General features: G+C 72.8%; 27 protein-coding genes and 1 tRNA gene. 2 read left to right on the forward strand and 26 right to left on the reverse strand.

Going from position 1 to position 19,018, the window contains the following annotated elements:
• Window positions 1-5: 5 nt before the first annotated feature.
• The 22 genes from ACN261_RS31605 to ACN261_RS31710 all read right to left on the reverse strand — a co-directional run bounded on the left by ACN261_RS31605 (window position 6) and on the right by ACN261_RS31710 (window position 14,837).
• Window positions 6-2,273: a hypothetical protein gene (locus ACN261_RS31605; RefSeq protein WP_425853713.1), complete on the reverse strand. Its 2,268-nt coding sequence runs from the start codon at window positions 2,271-2,273 to the stop codon at window positions 6-8.
• Window positions 2,270-2,509, reverse strand: a complete 240-nt coding sequence (locus ACN261_RS31610; RefSeq protein ID WP_425853714.1) for a hypothetical protein — start codon at window positions 2,507-2,509, stop codon at window positions 2,270-2,272. The genes ACN261_RS31605 and ACN261_RS31610 overlap by 4 nt, the downstream gene beginning before the upstream one ends.
• 9 nt (window positions 2,510-2,518) lie before the next feature.
• Window positions 2,519-4,144, reverse strand: a complete 1,626-nt coding sequence (locus ACN261_RS31615) for a hypothetical protein (protein ID WP_425853715.1) — start codon at window positions 4,142-4,144, stop codon at window positions 2,519-2,521.
• On the reverse strand, window positions 4,128-4,712 hold the full coding sequence (locus ACN261_RS31620) for a helix-turn-helix domain-containing protein (RefSeq protein WP_425853716.1): 585 nt from the start codon (window positions 4,710-4,712) through the stop codon (window positions 4,128-4,130). The genes ACN261_RS31615 and ACN261_RS31620 overlap by 17 nt, the downstream gene beginning before the upstream one ends.
• Window positions 4,713-5,271: 559 nt before the next feature.
• The gene (locus ACN261_RS31625; protein WP_425853717.1) at window positions 5,272-5,574 is read right to left on the reverse strand and encodes a hypothetical protein; all 303 of its coding nucleotides are present in this window, start codon (window positions 5,572-5,574) and stop codon (window positions 5,272-5,274) included.
• Window positions 5,571-6,443 (reverse strand): hypothetical protein, encoded by an 873-nt coding sequence (locus tag ACN261_RS31630; RefSeq protein WP_425853718.1) that lies wholly within the window; start codon window positions 6,441-6,443, stop codon window positions 5,571-5,573. The genes ACN261_RS31625 and ACN261_RS31630 overlap by 4 nt, the downstream gene beginning before the upstream one ends.
• The gene (locus tag ACN261_RS31635; protein WP_425853719.1) at window positions 6,440-7,528 is read right to left on the reverse strand and encodes an HNH endonuclease; all 1,089 of its coding nucleotides are present in this window, start codon (window positions 7,526-7,528) and stop codon (window positions 6,440-6,442) included. Before ACN261_RS31635 ends, ACN261_RS31630 begins: the two co-directional genes overlap by 4 nt.
• Before the next feature lie 146 nt (window positions 7,529-7,674).
• Window positions 7,675-7,854, reverse strand: a complete 180-nt coding sequence (locus tag ACN261_RS31640; RefSeq protein WP_425853720.1) for a hypothetical protein — start codon at window positions 7,852-7,854, stop codon at window positions 7,675-7,677.
• Entirely contained in the window at window positions 7,854-8,237 is a 384-nt protein-coding gene (locus tag ACN261_RS31645; RefSeq protein WP_425853721.1) for a hypothetical protein, read from the reverse strand. Before ACN261_RS31645 ends, ACN261_RS31640 begins: the two co-directional genes overlap by 1 nt.
• 97 nt (window positions 8,238-8,334) lie before the next feature.
• Entirely contained in the window at window positions 8,335-8,556 is a 222-nt protein-coding gene (locus ACN261_RS31650) for a hypothetical protein (protein ID WP_425853722.1), read from the reverse strand.
• Entirely contained in the window at window positions 8,553-8,837 is a 285-nt protein-coding gene (locus ACN261_RS31655; RefSeq protein WP_425853723.1) for a WhiB family transcriptional regulator, read from the reverse strand. The genes ACN261_RS31650 and ACN261_RS31655 overlap by 4 nt, the downstream gene beginning before the upstream one ends.
• Window positions 8,834-9,745: a hypothetical protein gene (locus ACN261_RS31660; RefSeq protein WP_425853724.1), complete on the reverse strand. Its 912-nt coding sequence runs from the start codon at window positions 9,743-9,745 to the stop codon at window positions 8,834-8,836. The genes ACN261_RS31655 and ACN261_RS31660 overlap by 4 nt, the downstream gene beginning before the upstream one ends.
• Window positions 9,738-11,105, reverse strand: coding sequence for a hypothetical protein (locus ACN261_RS31665; protein ID WP_425853725.1), 1,368 nt, complete (start codon window positions 11,103-11,105; stop codon window positions 9,738-9,740). The genes ACN261_RS31660 and ACN261_RS31665 overlap by 8 nt, the downstream gene beginning before the upstream one ends.
• Window positions 11,102-11,515 (reverse strand): hypothetical protein, encoded by a 414-nt coding sequence (locus ACN261_RS31670; protein WP_204958763.1) that lies wholly within the window; start codon window positions 11,513-11,515, stop codon window positions 11,102-11,104. Before ACN261_RS31670 ends, ACN261_RS31665 begins: the two co-directional genes overlap by 4 nt.
• Window positions 11,516-11,519: 4 nt before the next feature.
• Window positions 11,520-11,759: a hypothetical protein gene (locus ACN261_RS31675; protein ID WP_425853726.1), complete on the reverse strand. Its 240-nt coding sequence runs from the start codon at window positions 11,757-11,759 to the stop codon at window positions 11,520-11,522.
• Entirely contained in the window at window positions 11,756-11,992 is a 237-nt protein-coding gene (locus ACN261_RS31680; RefSeq protein WP_425853727.1) for a DUF6011 domain-containing protein, read from the reverse strand. Before ACN261_RS31680 ends, ACN261_RS31675 begins: the two co-directional genes overlap by 4 nt.
• Window positions 11,989-12,273 carry a hypothetical protein gene (locus ACN261_RS31685; protein WP_425853728.1) on the reverse strand — a complete coding sequence of 95 codons (285 nt, stop codon included), beginning with the start codon at window positions 12,271-12,273 and terminating at the stop codon, window positions 11,989-11,991. The genes ACN261_RS31680 and ACN261_RS31685 overlap by 4 nt, the downstream gene beginning before the upstream one ends.
• A complete protein-coding gene (locus ACN261_RS31690) occupies window positions 12,270-12,479 on the reverse strand; it encodes a hypothetical protein (RefSeq protein ID WP_425853729.1) in 210 nt (69 codons plus the stop codon). The genes ACN261_RS31685 and ACN261_RS31690 overlap by 4 nt, the downstream gene beginning before the upstream one ends.
• A complete protein-coding gene (locus tag ACN261_RS31695; protein WP_425853730.1) occupies window positions 12,472-12,906 on the reverse strand; it encodes a hypothetical protein in 435 nt (144 codons plus the stop codon). The genes ACN261_RS31690 and ACN261_RS31695 overlap by 8 nt, the downstream gene beginning before the upstream one ends.
• The gene (locus ACN261_RS31700; RefSeq protein WP_425853731.1) at window positions 12,903-13,616 is read right to left on the reverse strand and encodes a hypothetical protein; all 714 of its coding nucleotides are present in this window, start codon (window positions 13,614-13,616) and stop codon (window positions 12,903-12,905) included. Before ACN261_RS31700 ends, ACN261_RS31695 begins: the two co-directional genes overlap by 4 nt.
• A complete protein-coding gene (locus ACN261_RS31705; protein ID WP_425853732.1) occupies window positions 13,616-14,362 on the reverse strand; it encodes a hypothetical protein in 747 nt (248 codons plus the stop codon). Before ACN261_RS31705 ends, ACN261_RS31700 begins: the two co-directional genes overlap by 1 nt.
• A 220-nt stretch (window positions 14,363-14,582) precedes the next feature.
• Complete coding sequence (locus tag ACN261_RS31710; RefSeq protein ID WP_425853734.1) at window positions 14,583-14,837, reverse strand: helix-turn-helix domain-containing protein; 255 nt, start codon at window positions 14,835-14,837, stop codon at window positions 14,583-14,585.
• 124 nt (window positions 14,838-14,961) lie between these two features.
• Here ACN261_RS31710 and ACN261_RS31715 point away from each other — a divergent pair, with 124 nt between their 5' ends.
• Window positions 14,962-15,219, forward strand: coding sequence for a helix-turn-helix domain-containing protein (locus tag ACN261_RS31715; RefSeq protein ID WP_425853735.1), 258 nt, complete (start codon window positions 14,962-14,964; stop codon window positions 15,217-15,219).
• Here the strand turns inward: ACN261_RS31715 and ACN261_RS31720 are convergent.
• Together ACN261_RS31720 and ACN261_RS31725 are read right to left on the reverse strand one after the other, a co-directional pair.
• Window positions 15,195-15,692: a hypothetical protein gene (locus ACN261_RS31720; protein ID WP_425853736.1), complete on the reverse strand. Its 498-nt coding sequence runs from the start codon at window positions 15,690-15,692 to the stop codon at window positions 15,195-15,197. The genes ACN261_RS31715 and ACN261_RS31720 overlap by 25 nt on opposite strands.
• Before the next feature lie 173 nt (window positions 15,693-15,865).
• Window positions 15,866-15,942, reverse strand: a tRNA-Thr gene (locus tag ACN261_RS31725).
• A gap of 365 nt (window positions 15,943-16,307) precedes the next feature.
• On the opposite strand from ACN261_RS31725, the gene ACN261_RS31730 reads away from it, so the two are divergent.
• Window positions 16,308-17,399, forward strand: coding sequence for an ABC transporter ATP-binding protein (locus tag ACN261_RS31730; protein WP_204924671.1), 1,092 nt, complete (start codon window positions 16,308-16,310; stop codon window positions 17,397-17,399).
• Window positions 17,400-17,486: 87 nt separating this feature from the next.
• Here ACN261_RS31730 and rlmB read toward each other — a convergent pair whose 3' ends face one another.
• Entirely contained in the window at window positions 17,487-18,632 is a 1,146-nt protein-coding gene (rlmB, locus tag ACN261_RS31735) for a 23S rRNA (guanosine(2251)-2'-O)-methyltransferase RlmB (RefSeq protein WP_421484417.1), read from the reverse strand.
• On the reverse strand, window positions 18,632-19,018 hold a 387-nt coding region (locus ACN261_RS31740), incomplete at its 5' end, for a CysS/YqeB C-terminal domain-containing protein (protein ID WP_425853737.1). The genes rlmB and ACN261_RS31740, both read right to left, overlap by 1 nt.

Genomic DNA, 19,018 nt, shown 5'->3' on the forward strand with positions numbered 1-19,018 from the left:
GGCGGTCACAGTGGCTTCACCCCGTTCCATGCTGATCCCAACAGGGTAGCCTTGCCGATCCACACGTCGCGGCGGCCGGCTCCGGGCCACCAGCCGAGCATGGCGACCTCGTACGCGCTGGGGTAGTCGGCCGTGCCGAACGTGCCGGTCCGGGCCCGTTCGATGAGTGCTTCGGCCGCCGCGATCTGCTCATCGAGCCGGTCCGCCGGGATGGCCAGCAGGCCCCGCTCGGCGCGGGCGATGAAGTCCTCCAGCCGGCCGATGATCCGGACCGCGTCCGTGGGGTCCTTGAAGTCGTAGCCGGCCTTCGCCCAGGCGTACCCGCCGATGTGGATGTTGGCCTTCAGCTCGATGTGGGTCACCCCGGCCTGCCGGTACCAGCGCTCCAGGGCGCTGTTCATGGCTCGGGCGAACCCACCGCCCTGCACGTGCGGCTCCAACTCCATCAGCGCGTGCACGGCGTAGGGGCCGTCCGGGCCGTCGACGATGGCCCGGACGACCTCGCCCACACGTTCCCCTGTGCTGTCGAAGATGTCGGCGGCGGCCATTACGCCGGGCCCGTCGTCAAACTGGTCGGTCATCGCGCCGGTGGTCCGGACGGTCAGGCCGGCATACTCGCCGTCGAGCACCGACGCCCACTCCCGCTCAAGCCGGTCCCGATCGCCGGAGGTGCCGGTCCGTAGCAGATGACGCGCCGGTGGACGCGCGACGAACGGGTCACCGGTACCCGGGCGCTGCCGTCGTTGTGGCAGCGGCGGGTGCGGGCCCCCGATGTCCCCGCCCGGGGTGTCGCTCCACCGGCCGCGCTTGTCACGGGGCTGCCCCGGGTTGAAACGCCCCTTCCCGCCGGCCGTCTCGCGCTGGGCGTCGTCGACGAGCTGGGCGACGTCGTCTGGGTTCGCGGTCGGGGAATCCAGGTCGGCCGTGTACGGCACGCCCATGTAGTCCTCCCACGCCTTGCGAGCGGCGATCCGCGCCGCCTCGGCGGAGAGCGCCCCGGCCCTGACCAGCTTCTCCAGGCCCGTGCTCAAGTTGAGCAGGATCTTGGCCGTGAACTCCGCGTCCGAGGCGCTGATGGACGGTCCGGTGACGGTGACGGTCTGCGCGGCAGGGATCGCCCACTGCCGGCCGGTGCGGGGGTCCTGGGCGGTCACCATCTGCGGGAGCCGCCGGGCACGCACCGCCTGGTCGACGACGAAGCGCAGCAGCTCGGTCTGGTAGCCCAGCCACATCTTCTGCACTCCGCCGACCCGGCGGCGCACCGGCTCGGCCATCGTGAGGCTGGTAGCCCGGTTCGCGCCGTCCGGCTCGGCCAGCCAGGTCTTGGACAGACCGGCGCCGCCAGCGATCAGGGTCAGCACGTTCCGGCCGGCGATCGAGTCTTCCTCCGCTCCGGTCGGCGCGCTCTGCGGCTTCCACGTGACCTTCTCGTTGTGGACCTCGACCGCCCCGGATGGCGGGGTGTGCAGGCCACCCCGTGCAGCGACGAACTTGTCGACGTCGGTCTGCTCACCCTGGACGGTGACGTCCCAGACGAGGTATCGGGCCAGGGCCGTTCGGTCGATGAGGTTGGAGATCACCTGGTCGTACGAGTCGAGGTGGTCCAGGATCGGTCCGAGCATCGGCTCGCCGCGCAGGTCGTCGATCAGCGCCATCCAGGACCGCCACCACATGACCTTGCCGGTGCGCAGGTTGGTGAGGTCGTCGACGGCGACCACCGGCAGCGCCAGCCCGCCGGCCGTGCTGTCGCCGAACACCAGTTCGGCCGGCCACAGCGGGTTTCCGCCGGCGAGACGTACATCGGTGATCTGGCTGATCGGGGTCGGGCAGATCCGGGTGACGCCGGACAGCTCACCGACGAGCATCTGCAACGCGGTCTCGCCCATCAGCATGTGGTCGCGCAGTAGCCGTTCCTGCAGCGTGCCCAGCTGCACGCGCGGGTCGTGCCAGAACTCGTCGACGATCTGGCCGACCTGGGGGTTGGTCGCCTGGTAGGACACCCCGGAGTCGCCCACGCAGAAACTGGTGTACGTGTCGATGATGGCCCGGGCCATGGGGTTGACCCGGTACGCGGCGACCGAGTAGATGCGGGCCTTCTCCAGGGTCCACCACGGCACCTCTCGATGGCCGCCGGTCCCGGCCAGCCGCCATCCGCGCTCGCCGTCGGCGTGGTCCTGGCTGTACGCGGCACCGGCCGCACCGGTCGCGATCACCTGCTGCGGCGTCGCCTCCACCACCCGGCTACCGGTGGCGGGGAAGATCCACGACCTCACGCCGAAGCCTCACGCGGCACGTCAACGCCAACCCGCTGGGCAGCGGCCGCTTGGTGGTGGGTGTGGGCCACCCACGCCAGGGCGATCGCGATCAGCGACCCGGCCAGCACCGACCACCACCACGAGCCGGCCAGCGCACCGACCGCGACGACCAGGCCGAGCAGACCGGCCACCCCGAGCAGGTTCGACACCAGCATCGGGGCCTGCACGCTCGGGACGCTCACCGTGATCCGCATCGAACCTCCTCAGATCGTCAGCCGCCCGGCAGGGCGGTACATGTCACCGGTCGTCGCCGGCGTGCTGGCGGCCACCGCCACCTGCGGCGGGTTCGCCAGGTCCTGGAAGCGCAGCAGCGCGGCGAGGGCGAGCGACGCGCCGACCAGCGGGGAGATGTCCACCGACGCGATCTTGCGACCCCACGCCCACAGTCCGTCGCCGATCGGGCGGCTGGCCGCGCCGTCGATCGCGACAGTGAGTTCCGGTTGGTCGAGGTGCACCAGCTGGCCCTGCCGGACAGCATCGGTGAAGTCGCCGCAGGCCGCGCCGAACTGGGGGACGGTCGGGATCCACAGGTGGCCCCGGTGCCAGTCCTCCTTGCGTTCCTTCATGCGAGGGATGCCCGCACGGTCCATCGGCAGGACCATCGTCGCCGCGGGCGACTTCTCGTCGAGCACCCAGGCGACCGGCTTCAGCTTGGTGTGCCACCGCTCGATGCTCTCCCGCAGCCAGCCGGTGCCCTCGCCGTACTCCAGCACCACGATCCGCGGCAGACCGAGCGGATCGAAGCCAGCCCCCACGATCACTGCGTGGTCGCGTTTGGGAGTGATATCGATCGCGATCGCGACGACGCCGGTGCCGAGACTCTCCGGGTCAGCGAGCAGTCCCCACTCCTCCGGGGTGGGGACGTTCGGGTCTCGGTCGACCTCGCCGTCCTCGCGGGCGATGTTGAGATAGGCACGGTCGAAGTCGCTCAGATCGTCGGCCATCGACTCCAGCTCGCCGAAGATCGCGTCATCGGTGACCGTGTGCCGCCAATCCTTCGAGCAGCGGCACACGCCGCGCACCGGGGCCGGGCACAACGCCGGCATGCAGGTCCGCCACACGGCCGGATCGGTGCGGTCCATGCCCGGCAGCGCGCACCAATCGAGGTAGGCGATCTTGCTCTGCCGACCCTGCTCGACGGCAGCGCGCCCACGAGCGCGCATCTGGTTGAACGGCACGCTCCGGCTGGTCCCCGCCGTCGACAGCCGCCACTTCTGCGCGTTCGCCCGGGTGATCATCGCCGGGCCGGTGGCCTGGTCCAACCGGTAGTCGACCTGGGCGAAGTACTCGTCGAGCAACGCCAGATCGAGGATCCTGCCGTGGCCGGCCTGCTCCTTGTTGGTGGTCAGCGTGTGGATCGACCTGGTGCGCGTCCAAAGGATCGCCTCACGGCCGTTGGCCTTGCGGACGCGGTACCTGCCCTGGAACGCCTTGGCTGCCTCCAGGATCGGCAGGTGCTCGTCCTCCCACTTCTCGCGGGCTGCGGTGCCGGTCTGCGCGCCGTAGAGGATTCGCTGCCGCTGCCACGCATTGGCCCGGTGCACTGCCACCGACAGGACCGTGGTGGTCTTGCCCGACTGGCGGGGCACCGTCAGGTCCACACCCCGGTACGCCAGCAGCCCGGTGTCGAGGTCAATCTCCAGGCCGATGTCCGCGGTGTAGCGCTGCCACGGCATGTACGGCGAGCCGAGCGCCTTCGAGACCTTCGCCGCTTTCCCGCCGAGGGTCGGCCGGTCGAAGTTGCGTCGGGTCCCCCACCTCGGCAGGCACGTCAGCCCGTAGACCTCCCGGACGCGCTCCGCGTACTCCGGATCAATCGGGGGAGCCAAGGTCGTCAAGGTCGTCCTCGTCGTCCGGGTCCGGCACGGCGCGGCGGCCGGTCAGGATCTGCTCCACCGTCGAGCGCAGCTCCCGCGTCAACCGCGGCAGTTCCTTGACGCCGTCACCGTGGAGTGCGTCGATCTCGGCAGCCACGCGGATCGCCGTCCGAGTGAGGGTCTCCTCCAGCGTGCCCAGCTCGCCGAGCTTGCCCACGTCGGCCCGGACGGTGGACTCCAGTTGGCCGGCCTCACCGCCGCAGCTCGGGCAGACCGGCGCGTCGACCTGGCCGCCGCCGACGAGCACCGCCGCCTGGTCGCCGAGCAGCTCCAGCGGCGTGACCTCCAGTGCACCGGCCAGCGCCAGCAACTCCTCCAGCGTCAGCCCTCGGCGTCCCCTCTCCAAGAAACCAACGACGTTCGCCGTGAACGACTCGGGCGCCCCGTACTCCCGTGCCCGCTCCGCGAGTTCGTTACGACCGAGGCCAGCCCGGTCGCGCAGATCCCGGATCCGATCGCGTATCACGGCACTGATCGCCGCCCCGATCACCCGGGTCTGATCTTGCGTCGCCTTGACCATTTCCGCAGCTCACACCCCTTCGGGGAGAGAAAAAGGGGGCTGGCACTTCTGGGGTCTCCCGCGCATCGCCCACGGACTTCACCCCCGGGGTCACCACTCGCGGATCATCCGCGGTCGCCTCGCCGGCCGGTCGCCACGCACCTGGTTACACCGCTGACCGCAAGTCGGGCAAGGACACGACGTGCCGTGCGCTGGCTTGTGCCAGCGACGATCGTCGGGGTCCAGTCCCCGCCTCAGCAGCACCTTGCGCGGCGGATCGTGGTCCAGCTCGTAGGCACCCTCATGGCCACACAGCCAGCACCTGGTGCTCTTGCTACTCAGGTCCCGCTTGGCCGCCCTGTGCCGCCTGCCCTTACGCCCCGCCGACCGGGCGACCACCTTGCCGCCTCCCACCCAGACGTGGCACAACGCCCTGGCTGCCTGGCGCTGTAGACGCCGCAGCCCCCGCCGGAGCGAGGGCTGCGTCCCGGAGCCGATCCCGGGTGGCTGGCAGGTTAGACCGTGGCACCGGACAGACTCCTGGCGCTGCGCCCATGGTGATATGCCGGTGATGATCTTGTCAAACGTCTGTCCGGACCACACCACCTCGCGATCCTGACCAGGTCCGCTCCTCGGCGGCGAGCAGCTGCTCGCCGACGTAGCCGTAGATCCCGGATCGTCGCACCGGTGGGTCGACATGGGGGAAGCTCTCAGGGTTCGACTGGCAGCGTGGGCAGTCCTGCGGGCTGGCACCGGCGACGTGGCCAGCACGGCGGGACCGCAGCACCCACTGGTTGATGAGCTTCCGGTCGACGCGTAGCTGCGCCACGGCGTACGCGGTGGTCCACCACTGCACGCCATCGACCACGACCACGCCGCTCACGCCGCACCGGTCCGCCGGTCGGACCAGCCGCCGTGTCCGGTGGTGGTGCTGCGGACGGTGGGCCGGGGCCGGCCCTGCTCGTCGAGGCGGCGGGCGATCGCCACGGCGGTGGCCAGCCCGCCCGGTCCCTCCATCTCGCCCCGTGTCCACACGTGGGGCAGGCCGGGCCGTCGGTCGCGTCGGAGGCAGCCGCAGCCGGCCCCGGCGCACAGGCAGGTCCGGCGGACGCACTCCACCGTCCAGCGGCGTTTGTCGTGGCCGTCGTGGCGCAGTTGCAGGGATCGGTGGCGGCAGGCCGGGCAGCGGTGCTCGATCGGCCGCACCGGTTCGGCCACCACGCCGGCCGCCGCCCGGGCGACCTCGTCCGCCCACGCGATGTGCTCGGCGATCCTGCCCACCAGGTACGCGTCCCGGTTGTCGCGCAGGTCGTCGAGCACGCCGGCCCGCCACGCGTCGCCGGCGGCGTCGACCACCCAGCGCCGGCCGGGCCCGCCGGCGGTCAACCAGTCCAGCACGTCGACGGGCCGGCCGCCGCCGACGTACGACGAGTCGCGGTACTCGGCGACGAGGCGGGCCAGCCGGGTCAGGATCCGGGTGACGACGGTGAGGGCGTCGACGACGTCGAGCCGCGCGGCCGCCGCCGACGGTGCCAGCGCGCCCATGCCGTGCCGCAGGTTCCACTCCCGGTACGTCCGGGCGGCGTGCCCGCGCGCTTCGAGGATCTCGGCCTGGTCCTCGTCGACGGGCCGGCCGGGCCGGCGCTCCCGGCCGGGTGCCATCAGCAGCCACAGCCAGGCGCACGACTCCCGAAGTCGCTCGACAGCGTCGCGCAGGTCGACGACCCGGGGCGGCGGGGACATGGTGGTCATCGGTCCTCCGGTGCGGGCTGTGCGGGCGGGGCGGGGTGTGCGGGGACTGCGCCGGGGGGCCAGATGTACGGGTCGGGTTGGGTGGGGGCTGGTCGGGAGCGCCGGTGGTAGATGTCGGGGTGCTGGGGGCTGCGGGCTGGCTGGTGTGACCAGGGGGTGGGTGGTGGGGGTTTCACCTCGGGTTTCCCGCCCCGACCCAGCCCGGACCCTTCGGGGTGGTGATTGGTCGTCGTGGTGGTGGCGGTGTTGTCGGGGTTCAGGCGCACTGGTGGTGTCGGATCGGCGTTTCGATCGCGTTCGTGGTCGGTGATGGGTTCATCGGTCCGTTCGGTGATCGGTTTTTGTTCGTGATCGTGATTGGTCGTCGTCTCGTCGGTGATCGGTGCGTGATCTCCGTCGGCGGGCAGGTCGTGGAGCACCTGATCGCGGGCACGCATCCGGGCGGCCTGCTCGGGGGTGGGGATGGGCAGCAGCACCATGTCGGCCTCGTGGGGCAGCCGGTGGCCCTTGTGCTCGTTGCAGCGCTTGCAGCTCAAGACGAAGTTCTCGGCGTTGGCGCCGGCGGGCTGGTCGGGGTCGACGTGGTCGTAGTGGATCCGCTTGCGGGGGTCCTTGGCCCGGCCGGACTTCGGCGACAGCGGCCCGCTGCCGCAGTACCGGCAGCAGCCGCCGTCGCGGGTGTAGACGAGGGCCTTGAGGCGGGCGTCGCGCAGGTCGGCCTTCTGCGCCCGGTTGCGGTTGTACTCCCGCCGGGACGGGTTCCGCTTGGAGAAGCCGTGGATCCGGTAGGCGTACCCGGTGATCCAGCCGTCGCCGAGGCACTCGCACTCGTCGCCCTGGCGGTGCAGCAGCGGCGGCTGGTCGAGTACCCCGGTGGTCAGCAGACCGAGGATCTTCTTCCGTCCCCGGCACTGCTGCAACGCCATGCCCTCGGTCAGGTAGCCGTCGGACAGCACTGACGACGCCACCGATTTCAGGCGGCACAGCGCTGACTGCAACGCGTCGACGAGGTCCGCGACCCCGCCGGCGAGCACCTCCCACACCGGCTCGGTGTGGAAGGTGTCGCTCTCAAGCCAGTACGGCACGACCCACCGCCCCAAAGATCAACATCGATGGTTCTCCTGATACGGCAAAGCGCGGCCACCTGCCAAGGTGGCCGCGCCGAAGGTTGAGCAGGACGATCAGAGCGGCGGGAAGCGCCGTCACTGGGGTGGTTCGGGAGGGTCCTCCGTCACGGGAGCACCCCCAGCGCCTCCGTGACCACGACCGCCACGGCGGCCACCGCGACGAGCAGAGCGAGGAAACCGGCCAGAGCGGACCAGAGCCGGCCGGTGACCATCCGCGCGTAGGCCAGCAGCAGCGCGCCCGCCACGGCCAGGCCGATGACCAGGCGCAGGATCTCGGGCCGCATCAGCTGGCACCGCCCGCCGGCCGGCCCTCGCTCGGCACGGCGGCGGAGGACGTCAGGTCGAGCCGTTCGGCGATCGCCGCGACGGTTGGGCAGACGCCCCGGCACAGCGGCTCCTCGCATCCCGTACACCACGGGCACGAGCAGTGGCAGTGACGCCGGACCGGCGGACCACCGTCCTCGGGTTCACTGTCGATGAATCCGCCACCGTCGCAGCCGCCGCAGTCGGGGTCCGGCGCGTTGGTCTTGGAATGGTACGGCTGGTGAATGTCGAGGACGCGCAGCACGACACCGCGCAGCAGCTGGTCGGTGCCTGGCCGCTCCAGACGCTGCCGGATGGCGTGCACGGCCTGGTCGTGGGTGGCGATCAACACGATCTCGCCCATCAGGTCAGCGCCCCGGGTGCGTCCGCCGCGGTAGCGGTCATGATCTTGTCGTAGAGGGCCAGCGCGAAGCAGGCGTCACCCATGGCGGTGTTGCTGGTCATGTCTCCTCGATCGGGTGGATGGGGTCCGACGTCGGCGGCGTCGGGAGCGGGAGGGGTCGGGCGCAGGCGGCGCACTGCCGGCGCTCGACGACGTAGACCACGCCGGTCATCAGGCCGGTCACCGTCATTCGGCAGATGTGCGGATACGGTGCGGCGACCGGCACCGGCCGGCCCAGCACGACGCTCGCGCCGAGCCACCGGCCGGCCGGCGCGATCACGGCGCCCTCTGCGTACGCATCCGGCGGCGCATGCCCTGGTTGGTGCCCGCCCACAGGCCGTGCAGCTTGTCGACCGGCTGGCTCAGCGCCCAGTCGAGGCACGGCCCGTAGACCGCGCAGCCCTGGCAGTACAGCACCCGGACGGCCGCCGCCGCGGCCACGGACTCCGGCTCGGGGAAGAAGTCGCCCGGATCGGCGTCGACACACGCCGGACGGACGGTCCGGTCGCGCAGGAAGCCGGGCACCACTTCGGCGATGACCGTGATGATTCCGCCGGTCACGCCTCACCTGCCGTGGCGGCCGCGGCCATGCGGCGCAGGATCAGCAGCGTCCGGTCGGCGGTCACCGGGTCGATCGCGGTCCGGACAGCCAGGTTGTCCGGGTCGACCTCGCCACGCCACCAGGTGACCCGCTCCCGCAGCGCGTACGGCACCACCCGGGGCCGGGTGCGCCAGTCGGGGTAGTACCGGCACAGCAGCGGCGTCAGCTCCTCAGCCCGCCACGTCACCGCACGGGCGGTCAGCAGGGACCGGATCCGCTCGTCGACGGTGGCCGGGTCGACCGCGTCGGCGGGCACCGCCCGCACCCGTGGACCGGCGAGGCGGATGGTCACCCGGAGCAGCTCGGTGCCGACGGCGTCGACGGCGTCGACGCGCAGCGCCACCGGGGCCAGGTTCCGCCGGCCCGACGGTGCCGGCGGGCGGAGCACCTCGGTGCAGCGGACCACCGACAGCCCGGCACCGGTCACCTCGGCGGCCCACCGGCCGGCCTCGGCCCGGGCCCCGGCAGCAGCGGCCACCGCAGCGCGCAGGCGCACCGCCCGGGCGCACGCCAGGCACAGGTGACGGGACGCGTCCGCCTCACCATCGGTCAGGTGATCCGCCCCGGCCACGTGGCCCAGCACCGGCACCGGCCGGTCCGGACGGGCACCGCACCCCTCACATACCCGGCCCGCCCCGGCTCGCGCCCGGGCCGCCTCCAGGTGCCAGATGCTCGCCGGCGACGGCGTCGCCTCGGCCAGGGAGTACAGCTCGACGACCTCCCGCCGTCCGCGCCAGTTCGGCGCGTCGACGTACGCGCGGACCGGGCCGCCCGGCAGCCGGGGCAGGTCCAGATCCGCCAGCTGCGTCCGGGAGTACAAGCCGCTCGGCACCCGCCGCCAGCCCTCGTGCACCGGCAGATCAGCCACGCGGCACCTCCACGATTTCGCCGTCGATCGCGTCGCCGGCCCGCAGGCCGGCGGCGACTCCGGCGGCGTACAGGCCGGACAGGTGCGCGGGCAGCAGGCCGAGCGCGCACAGGATGTCGAGGGCCTGGTCGACGCTGCCGGCGTAGAACTCCGTCGACGCCTGGCAGTAGTTCCCGCCGCCCTTGAGGAACCGGACGTGGATCTCACCGTCGTCATCGGCCCACCACTGAACGGTGGCCAGCGTCACCGGCTGCAACCCGCTCAGCGCCGCGGACGTCGACGAGTAGGGCACCTCGTACACCCGGGCCTCGGTCCGGCGGCCACCGCAGGCCGTGAGGTGGGCGAGGGCGGCCCGCAGTCGGCGCACCTGCTCGACGGTCAGCCCGGGGGCGGCGGGGGTTACCCCTGCCCCGTCGACGGGGGAAGCCGCCGACGGGGCAAGGGCTGGAGCGGCGTGGTCGGCCGCGAGCGCCACCGGCGAACCGGCGTCCACGGCGTCGGGGCCTTCCGCTCCATCCGCCGGGTCCGTGTCAGCCCCGGCGGCCGTGTGAGTGCCGGCCGCGACCGGCTGGACGAACTCCGGCGCCACCGCGGCGATGCGGCGGGCCGGGTCGGTGTCGGTGTCGTTGGCCGGGGCGGAGCCGCGAAGCTCCGCCCCGGCCGTGTCCGAGGCCCGGGGGTCGTGGGTCTCGGACGCACCCGCCGCGACGCGGGTGGTCCCCTCATCCGGCCAGCAGGTGCGACACCAGGTCGCCTGCCACCGGTCGGCGGCCTGCTGGGCGGTCAGCGTCAGCCCGGTGCGGGTAGCCCGCGAGCAGACCGTGAGCAGCACCGACCGCAGCGCGTGGGCGGCGATGCCCTTGCGGGCGGTCGCGATCCAGACCCGCTCGGCCGGTGCCGGCCCGCGCTCCTCGATGACCACCGGAGCCGGAGCCGGGGCCGGGGTCGAGGTTGGGGTTGGTCGGGTCGCGGGGCGCTGCCGGCCGTCGAGCGACCGGACGGTGGACGGCAGGTCGTCTGCCTCAGCTGAGACAGACGCGACCTCCCTGGCCGCCGTGGCCTTACTGATGTTCAGTGCGGCACCGATCGCCCGGGTGGACATGCCGACGTGCCGCAGCGTTGCCACCGCCTGGGTGCGGTGCACCTCCGGTACCCGGAGCCGGTCCGCCCCGTACTCACCGTCCAGGTAGTCCTGCCAGCTCGGGTAGCCGAGGACCTGCCAGTCGCCGCGCTCGAAGGCGAGCGCGAACTCGGCCACCGTCTCCAGGTAGTCGCGCAGCCCCTGGCGGATCCGTTCGGCGCGGGCCCGGGCAGCTTCCTCCGTGGACCGGTCGGTCAGGGCGACGACGTCCGGGCTCACCGGGGGGCCTGCCGCATCATCCGGGCGGTCCGCCGGCGGGCACCGGCCCGGGTCCACGCGTACCCCTGCCGCAGCCGGCCGCCCGTGACCATCACGGCCCAGTGCCAGCGCCGCCGCCACCACGGCCGGTCCTCGATCAGGCACGGCGGGAAGCCGTACAGCACCCGGGCGTCGGCGGGGGCCGGCTCCGGGCAGGCGGACCGGACCGGCTCGGCCGGGCCGGTCACCGCGCTGAACGGGGCGGCGGCCGGCGGCCGGCCGGCGCGGCGGGCCGTGATCCGGGGCAGTTGGCCGAGGCGCTCCGGACCGCCCGGCGCGTACTCCGGATAGGTCGCGTAGCCCGGCCGGCCGGCGGCGGCCCGGCGCAGCTGCTCGTCGGTGAGCAGACGCGGGGCGGTCTGGTCGGTCATCGTCCTACTCCTCATCAGGGTCGCGCTCGCCGAGGATCGCGGCGTCGCGCGCTTGGGCGGCGGCGGCGAGAGCGGGCGAGATACGGGATCGGCGCGGGTTCGGCGGGGGCGGGGTGTGGTTGAGGTCGCCGGCCTCGCCGACACGCAGGCAGGTGCGGCAGGTCTGCCGGAAGCGGTGGTCCACGCCGATGTCCGGGTCCGGGTCCCACCGCGAGCAGATCCGCCGGCCAGGCTTGTTGGTCACGGCGTGACCCCCTGGTCCTGGCCCTGGTCCTGGCCGTCGAGCAGGTCCGGGCCGGTCTGGGCGGGGCCGCCCCGCCCGGACATGCCGGGCAGGGCGACCGGCTTCGACTGGGCCCGCAGCTCGGCCCGCTGCTTGCGCCAGCACCCGGCCCCGATCCGGCGGGCCCGGGACAGGGGCGTGTGCACCGGCCGGTCACACAGCCGGCACAGCACCGGCGGCTTGGTGCTCGTCACGGTCGACCGGCCCGGGCGTGCAGGGCCGCCGTCGACTCGGCGGACCGCTGGGCGACGTACGCGGCGAGCAGCAGGTTGACCGGCGGCCCCGGCCGGGTGGGCCGGGCCGGCGGCGGGGCGGGCCGGGGCGCGACCCCGACCACCCGCACCACCCGGTCGTGCCGGTCGGCACCCAGCAGCACCGTGATCCACGCCAGCACCACCGCGCACGCCACCGCGAGCACCACCACGGCGGTCAGCCCCGGGTGCGCGAGCAGCATGTCCACGACGGCCGTGATCACCGCAGCTCCCTGCGGTCCAGGTGTCGCCAGCGGCGCCAGCGGCTACGCGGCGGCCTGGTGTAGAAGTCCACCCACAGCTCGTCGACGGCGTCTGGCGGGGCCTCGGCCTGGCCGGAGTCGGTCAGACGCCACACCGCGATGGCCAGCGCCAGCACCGCGAGGCCGAGCAGCAGGGTGATTACGTCTTGCACCGTCAGGTCACGCATCGGCGATCACCGGCCGCGCCTGCCCGTACACCGTCCCGGCCGCGAAGTTGTCGACCGGCGCGTGCTCGACGACCAACTCCAGCGGCCCGTACGTCTCCACCGCCGCCGCCGGCGTGTGATAGGCCCCGCCGTCCGCGGCGATCAGCATCTCCACCCCGACGTCGTCGGGCTGCTCACGCCACAGGACCCCGAAGAGCAGGACACCGCCGGCGGTGCGCCACACCTGCCCGGCGTGCACCTGCGGCACGTACGGGTGCACCTCCACCAACGGCCGGTAGTGGCCGTCGACGAGCGGCAGGTGGATCACCTCGCCCGGGTGACCCGGCATGGTGAACTGGAGCCGCAGATCGCCGTGCGCGACGACCACCGCCTCCGGAATCACCAGCCGAAGCACCGTGCCCGGCGGCGTCAACCCCTGCCCGCTCATCGCCCGGCCTCCGGGATCGTCAGGTAGTCGCTGCCCCGGCCCCGGTCGTGCAGCGGCACCGACGCCGAGTGCAGACCCCGGTACCGGGCCACCCGGGCCCGCCGCTGCCCCACCGCCACCGCCACCACCACCGCACCGAGCCAGCCGAGGACCAGCACCGCGACACCCGCCAGCGCACCCGTGCCCGGCGACCCGGGCAGCGCCACCACCACCCCGACGACCACCACGACACCCCCCAGCGCGGCCGCCAACCCGCCAGCCGGAGACCACCGCCGGCCGGCCGCCGGCGGCAGAGACCGGGACGGACGCACGGGAGGCTCGGCGGCCAGCGGGGGCCGGCCGACCAACGCCGGATCGACCGCCCGCGGAAACTCCGACTCCCCGGCCCGAGGCAACGTCGACTCGACGACCGGCACCGCCGCAGCCGCGGCCGCGGCGAACACCGGCGCGGGCCGGGCCCGGACCGGCCCGACCGGCACCACAGGACGCACCGGCCCGCCCACACGGGCCGCAGCAGAACGCGCGGCCGCCGCCTCCCGGCGGGCACGGAACGCCGCGAGCCGCTCCGCCCGCCGCTGCCGCTGCACCCGGGCACGGCGGGCCTCCCACCAACGCTCACACCACACCGCGCCCGCCACCAGCACCACCGCCAGCAGCAGACCCCCCACCTCCGGGCCCGCAGCCCGCAGCCCCGCGATCACCGTGGCCATCACACCGACACCTCGGCCAGGGCCTCGCCCGTCGACAGGTCCACCGGTGCCGGCCGCGGGCCGGCCGGGACCGGGCACCCGTCCGGCGGCACCACCACCGCCGACATCACCAGCGACAGCCCCCGCCACTGCGTCCACGCCGTGAACACCCTCACCCGGCGACCGTTCTCGGCGATCGTGTCCATGACCTGCGCGTCCCGAAGGACGTCGAAGCGCTCCGCCCATGCCTCGGCCTCCGCGATCGCGTCACACCGCACGATCACCACCCGATCGGCGGCCCCCTCGTCCATGAACCGGATCAGCGCCGGGGCCGGCAGCGCCGGCTGGTCAACGGCGTAGCAGAGCCGCGACAACTCCCGCAGCACGTTCGCGCGGGCGATCCGCCGGCCCGCCGGCTGCCCCTCCACCGGGGCCGGCGCGGGACCGGCCTGGCGGCGGGACAGCGCCCGGGGGTGCACACCGGTGAAGTCCATCCCGCTGCCGCAGGGCCGGGAGGACACATCCTGGTCGAGCGGGAAGAGGCGGAGACCCGCCTCAGAGGCGGCGATCCGCGCGGCGTCGCGGTGCACCTGGCAAACGTTGATCGCGCCCGCCAGGGCGTAGGCACCGCCACCCGTAGGACGCTGGATCTCGTAGCGGACGGCAGCGTCGCCACCGCAGCCCGGCAGGACCGGCAACCCAGCCGGCGTGCCGGGCGTCGCCGGCTGCTGCGCCGCCTCCGACGGGGGCTGCTGTACGTTGGTCATCTCGACCGTCCTTCCTCTGCTGGGGGTTGGATCGGATGGGAAATCCGGGGTCACGGCTTGTCCGAGCCGTGGCCCCGCGTTGTCCCGCGTGATCACCGCTTCCCACCGCCCTTGGGCGGCTTCGGCGGCTTGGGGGCGGGCTTCGGCGGCGTCGACCTGTTCGGGGGCCGCGTGTCGGCGGGCCGCGTCGATCCGCCGCCGGGCTTCAACCAGTCGGCGCTCACGCGGCCACCGGGGCCGGGAAGAACGCGGATGGCGGAACGTTGAGCGCGCCGGCGATGCGCTCCAGGTCGACGACGTCGAAAGGCGTCTCGCCGGTCATCCGCCGGCTGATGTATGCCTGGGTGAATCCGGTCAGCTCGGCGAGCTTGGTCTGGCTCATTCGCTGTCGCGCCATCTCGACGCGCACGGCGACCACCACCGAGTCGCGGAGTCCGCCGGTAGATGTACCGCTGAGCGTGTTGTCTACCTGCATGGGGACATGTTTACGCCTCCGCCGCGAGGGTTGTCAACACGCTCAGCGGTACATCCACACAGTTCGTTGGAATGTCACACGGCTACGCTTGCCCTTATACCGGTAAGCGAGTCATCATCTCCGTATGAGCGAGAGCAACGCGCGCACTGGGATGCGCCTCCGGCACCTGGCCGCCGAAGAGATCCGGGTACTGCTCGCCCGCCGCCGCATGAGCGCAGCCGAACTGGCGAGGCAGACCGGAATCCGCCAGCAGGCGCTCAGTCGCCGCATGACCGGGGAGACCGCATTCGACCTCGACGACCTGGAGCGCATCGCCGACGTCCTGGGCGTCACCGTCGCCGACCTCTTGCCGACAGCTCAGACCACCAATACCTCCAGGTAACCGCCGTAGCCGACGATGTCCCCCCGGCTGTTGACGGCCGTGACATAGCCGCCGATCCCGTTCGGCGGCAGGGGCAGCCATTCCACCCGGCCGTCCCGGTAGCGCCACGGTCGGTTGCCGGTGCTGGTGGAGCTGTCGCCGACCAGGACGCCGTGCCGGTTGACGGCCACCAGCAGTCCGGGTGACCTCGTCAACACGGTGACGCGCGGGCCGTCCCACCGCAGCAGCAGCGACTCCTGCCCCTGATCGGTGGCCCGCCTGCCGGTGCCGACGATGAACCGGCCGGCCGGGTCGACGAGCATCGCGTCCCAGGCCAGGCTCGCGCCGGCCGGCAGGGGCAGCGGATGCATCATGCAGGCCGAGGCGCTGTCAGTCCTCGGCGCGGCCGTCGCGACGCCGGGTGCGACGAGCATCGCCGCCAGCAGACCGGCGGTGAGGAGGGTGCGCAGCCGACGCGGGGCGATAAGGATCATGAGGCAGTCCGTCTCAGCCGGTGGGGTGGGGGTACTCCCACTCAACCAGCTCGATGCATCCACCGGAAGCGACCATTCGGTCACGCAGCGCGGAGGTGGCAACCGGAGCGTGCGCCCGGCCGCTATCGACGGATCGACAGGCGGCAACGCCAGTGGCGGCCGTGCTGTGGAATTGGAGCCCCCGGCCGGGATCGAACCGGCGACATCTCGCTTACAAGGCGAGTGCTCTGGCCAGCTGAGCTACAGGGGCGCGTGTTGCGACGTCAGCATAGCGACTGACGTCGGGAAATCCCGGCCGGCAGGGTCCCCGAGCATGGAAAACGTCAATCTTGTGCCCGCGCCACCGACGAATCGACGCGCCGGGACCCCGTCAGGCGAGGGGATTGATGCCCGGCCGTGCCCGCCTGACCGAAATGCGTATGCCGTCCGTCCCACTCGGTGTATCCCGTCTTGGCACAGCTGGAAATCCCGTTTACCGTGCAGTGACACGGATGACACCCGGGGCCGGCGAAGGCTGACCCCGGACGGGGTCCGCGGGTCGGCACCGTGGGTGCCGACAGCTCCTTCACTCGGATCGTCCGGCACGTTCCTGCCGGTGAAAGGAAGCGCACCACCATGGCTACGGTCACCTACGCGAAGGCGTCCCGGATCTACCCGGGCACCGAACGCCCCGCCGTCAACCAGCTCGACCTCCAGATCGGCGACGGGGAGTTCCTCGTCCTGGTCGGCCCGTCGGGTTGCGGCAAGTCCACCAGCCTGCGGATGCTCGCCGGCCTGGAGGACGTCGACGACGGCGCGATCTACATCGACGAGCGGGACGTCACCCACCTCCCGCCGAAGGCCCGCGACATCGCGATGGTCTTCCAGAACTACGCCCTCTACCCGCACATGTCGGTGTACGAGAACATGGCGTTCGCCCTCAAGCTGCGCAAGACCCCGAAGGCCGAGATCGACCGGCGGGTCAAGGAGGCGGCCGGCCTGCTCCAGCTGGAGGAGTACCTCAGCCGCAAGCCGAAGGCGCTCTCCGGTGGTCAGCGCCAGCGGGTCGCGATGGGCCGGGCGATCGTCCGCGAGCCGCAGGTCTTCCTCATGGACGAGCCGCTGTCGAACCTCGACGCCAAGCTCCGCGTGCAGACCCGTACCCAGATCGCCTCGCTCCAGGCCAAGCTGGGCATCACCACGGTCTACGTCACCCACGACCAGGTCGAGGCCATGACCATGGGCCACCGGGTGGCGGTCATGCTCGACGGCGTCCTGCAGCAGGTGGACACCCCGCGGGCGCTCTACGACACCCCGGCCAACGTGTTCGTCGCCGGCTTCATGGGCTCCCCTGCCATGAACATCAAGACCGTTCCGCTGAACGAGCGGGGTGCGGCCTTCGCCGAGATGCACATCCCGCTGACCCGCGAGCAGGTCGAGGCGGCCCGCAGCGAGGGCGGCGACAACCGGGTCACCGTCGGTTTCCGCCCGGAGGACTGCGACCTGGTCAGCCCCACCGAGGGCGGCATGCCGGTCGTGGTCGAGCTGGTCGAGGACCTCGGTTCGGACGCCAACGTCTACGGCCACGCCGCGCTGGAGGGCCACGAGGAGCGTTTCGTGGTCCGCACCGACCGGCGGAACATGCCGAACATGGGTGACACCGTGTTCGTCAAGCCGCGCGCCGGCCGCAGCCACGTCTTCAACGCGGCCACCGGTCACCGCATCTGATCCATCGCACGACGAAAGGGGCGGTCCGCTTCGGCGGGCCGCCCCTTTCGTCGTGTCGTCGTCCCGGTCGCGGGTGCCCGCGCCGGATCAGCCTTCCGCAGCGCGGCGGCGGGCCACCTCGGCGAGGGTGACGGCGGCGGCGACGCTGGCGTTCAACGACTCCACGTCGGAGATCATCGGGATGCTGACGGTCAGGTCACACGTCTCCCCGACCAGCCGGGACAGCCCGCGCCCCTCGGAGCCGACCACCACGACCAGCGGGCCGACGGCGGCCTCCAGGTCGTACAGGTCGGTGTCGCCGTCGGCGTCCAGGCCGACCACCATGAAGCCGGCGTCCTGACACGCCTTCAGCGACCGGGTCAGGTTGGTCACCTGCGCGACCGGCACCCGCGCCGCCGCGCCGGCACTGGTCCGCCAGGCGGTCGCGGTGATCCCGGCGGCCCGCCGCTCCGGTACGAACACGCCCTGGGCGCCGAACGCGGCGGCGGACCGGATCACCGCGCCCAGGTTACGCGGGTCGGTGACCCCGTCCAGCGCGACCAGCAGCGGCGCGGGCTGCTCCAGGGAGGCCGCCAGCAGGTCCTCGAAGAGTTCGTAGGCGAACGGCGGCACCTGGAGGCCGACCCCCTGGTGCAGCACACCGCCGGTCATCCGGTCCAGTTCGGCCCGGCTGATCTCCAGGATGGCGATGCCCCGATCGGCGGCCGTACGGGTGATCTCGTTGACCCGGTCGTCGGCGTCGATGCCCAGCGCGGTGTAGAGCGCGGTCGCCGGCACCTGGGCGCGCAGCGACTCCAGCACCGGGTTGCGGCCCACCAGCAGCTCCGGGCTGTCCCGCGACGGGTTGGACTTGCGCCCCGGCGCGACCCGGGGACCGCTGCGGCCCGCGCCCGCGCCACCCCGGCCGCCCGCGCCGGACCGACCACCACCGCCGGCCCGGACGGGGGCCACGCCCCGGGTGCCCCTGCCCCAGGTGGTGTCCTTGGTGCCCGGCTGGCCGATCTTGGGAGCGCGACCCTCCTCGGCCGCCGCCCGGCGCTCCTTGTCCTGCTTCCAGGCGGTGCGCTGGGGCAGCTTCTCGGTCCCCGAGTACGCCTTGTGCCAGGGACGCTCGTCGGCGGGCAGTGTCTTGCCCCGCCCCGCGAGGGAGTCCTTGTTCTTGCCGCCGGAGCCCTTGGGGGCACCTGCCTTCGACGTCAGTCGCCGGCCACGGCGCTGCGAGTTGCCGGCCATCAGTCCTGCTCTCCAATAGTCCAACGGGGGCCCTGCGGGGTGTCCTCGACCACCACGCCGGACTGCTTGAGCTGGTCGCGTACGGCGTCCGCGGCGGCCCAGTCCTTGCGGCTGCGGGCCTGCGCGCGCTGCTCCAGGGCCAGTGCGACCAGGGAGTCCACCACGCCCCGCAGGTCGTCGGCGCGACCGCCACCGGTCCAGGCCGGGTCGAGGGGGTCGACGCCGAGGATATCCAGCATCGCCCGGGTGGCGGCGAGGGTGGTGCGGACCGTCACATCGTCGCCCTCGGCCAGCGCGGTGTTGCCGTCCCGCAGGGTCGCCTGGAGGACGGCGAGCGCGGCCGAGGTGTTCAGGTCGTCGTTCATCGCGGCCACGAACCCGGCGGG

Origin of the sequence: Micromonospora sp. WMMD723 (assembly GCF_049863385.1) — a bacterium.
In the GTDB taxonomy this organism is placed as follows: Bacteria; Actinomycetota; Actinomycetes; order Mycobacteriales; family Micromonosporaceae; genus Micromonospora; species Micromonospora wenchangensis.

What these genes read in the sequence shown, in the direction of transcription:
- ACN261_RS31610 (WP_425853714.1), bottom strand. Translation starts at nt 2,509, where the DNA reads ATGCGGATCACGGTGAGCGTCCCGAGCGTGCAGGCCCCGATGCTGGTG.
- ACN261_RS31620 (WP_425853716.1), bottom strand. Translation starts at nt 4,712, where the DNA reads ATGGTCAAGGCGACGCAAGATCAGACCCGGGTGATCGGGGCGGCGATC.
- ACN261_RS31630 (WP_425853718.1), bottom strand. Translation starts at nt 6,443, where the DNA reads ATGACCACCATGTCCCCGCCGCCCCGGGTCGTCGACCTGCGCGACGCT.
- ACN261_RS31640 (WP_425853720.1), bottom strand. Translation starts at nt 7,854, where the DNA reads ATGCGGCCCGAGATCCTGCGCCTGGTCATCGGCCTGGCCGTGGCGGGC.
- ACN261_RS31645 (WP_425853721.1), bottom strand. Translation starts at nt 8,237, where the DNA reads ATGGGCGAGATCGTGTTGATCGCCACCCACGACCAGGCCGTGCACGCC.
- ACN261_RS31670 (WP_204958763.1), bottom strand. Translation starts at nt 11,515, where the DNA reads ATGACCGACCAGACCGCCCCGCGTCTGCTCACCGACGAGCAGCTGCGC.
- ACN261_RS31690 (WP_425853729.1), bottom strand. Translation starts at nt 12,479, where the DNA reads ATGCGTGACCTGACGGTGCAAGACGTAATCACCCTGCTGCTCGGCCTC.
- ACN261_RS31695 (WP_425853730.1), bottom strand. Translation starts at nt 12,906, where the DNA reads ATGAGCGGGCAGGGGTTGACGCCGCCGGGCACGGTGCTTCGGCTGGTG.
- ACN261_RS31700 (WP_425853731.1), bottom strand. Translation starts at nt 13,616, where the DNA reads ATGGCCACGGTGATCGCGGGGCTGCGGGCTGCGGGCCCGGAGGTGGGG.
- ACN261_RS31705 (WP_425853732.1), bottom strand. Translation starts at nt 14,362, where the DNA reads ATGACCAACGTACAGCAGCCCCCGTCGGAGGCGGCGCAGCAGCCGGCG.
- ACN261_RS31710 (WP_425853734.1), bottom strand. Translation starts at nt 14,837, where the DNA reads ATGCAGGTAGACAACACGCTCAGCGGTACATCTACCGGCGGACTCCGC.
- ACN261_RS31715 (WP_425853735.1), top strand. Translation starts at nt 14,962, where the DNA reads ATGAGCGAGAGCAACGCGCGCACTGGGATGCGCCTCCGGCACCTGGCC.
- ACN261_RS31720 (WP_425853736.1), bottom strand. Translation starts at nt 15,692, where the DNA reads ATGATCCTTATCGCCCCGCGTCGGCTGCGCACCCTCCTCACCGCCGGT.
- ACN261_RS31730 (WP_204924671.1), top strand. Translation starts at nt 16,308, where the DNA reads ATGGCTACGGTCACCTACGCGAAGGCGTCCCGGATCTACCCGGGCACC.
- rlmB (WP_421484417.1), bottom strand. Translation starts at nt 18,632, where the DNA reads ATGGCCGGCAACTCGCAGCGCCGTGGCCGGCGACTGACGTCGAAGGCA.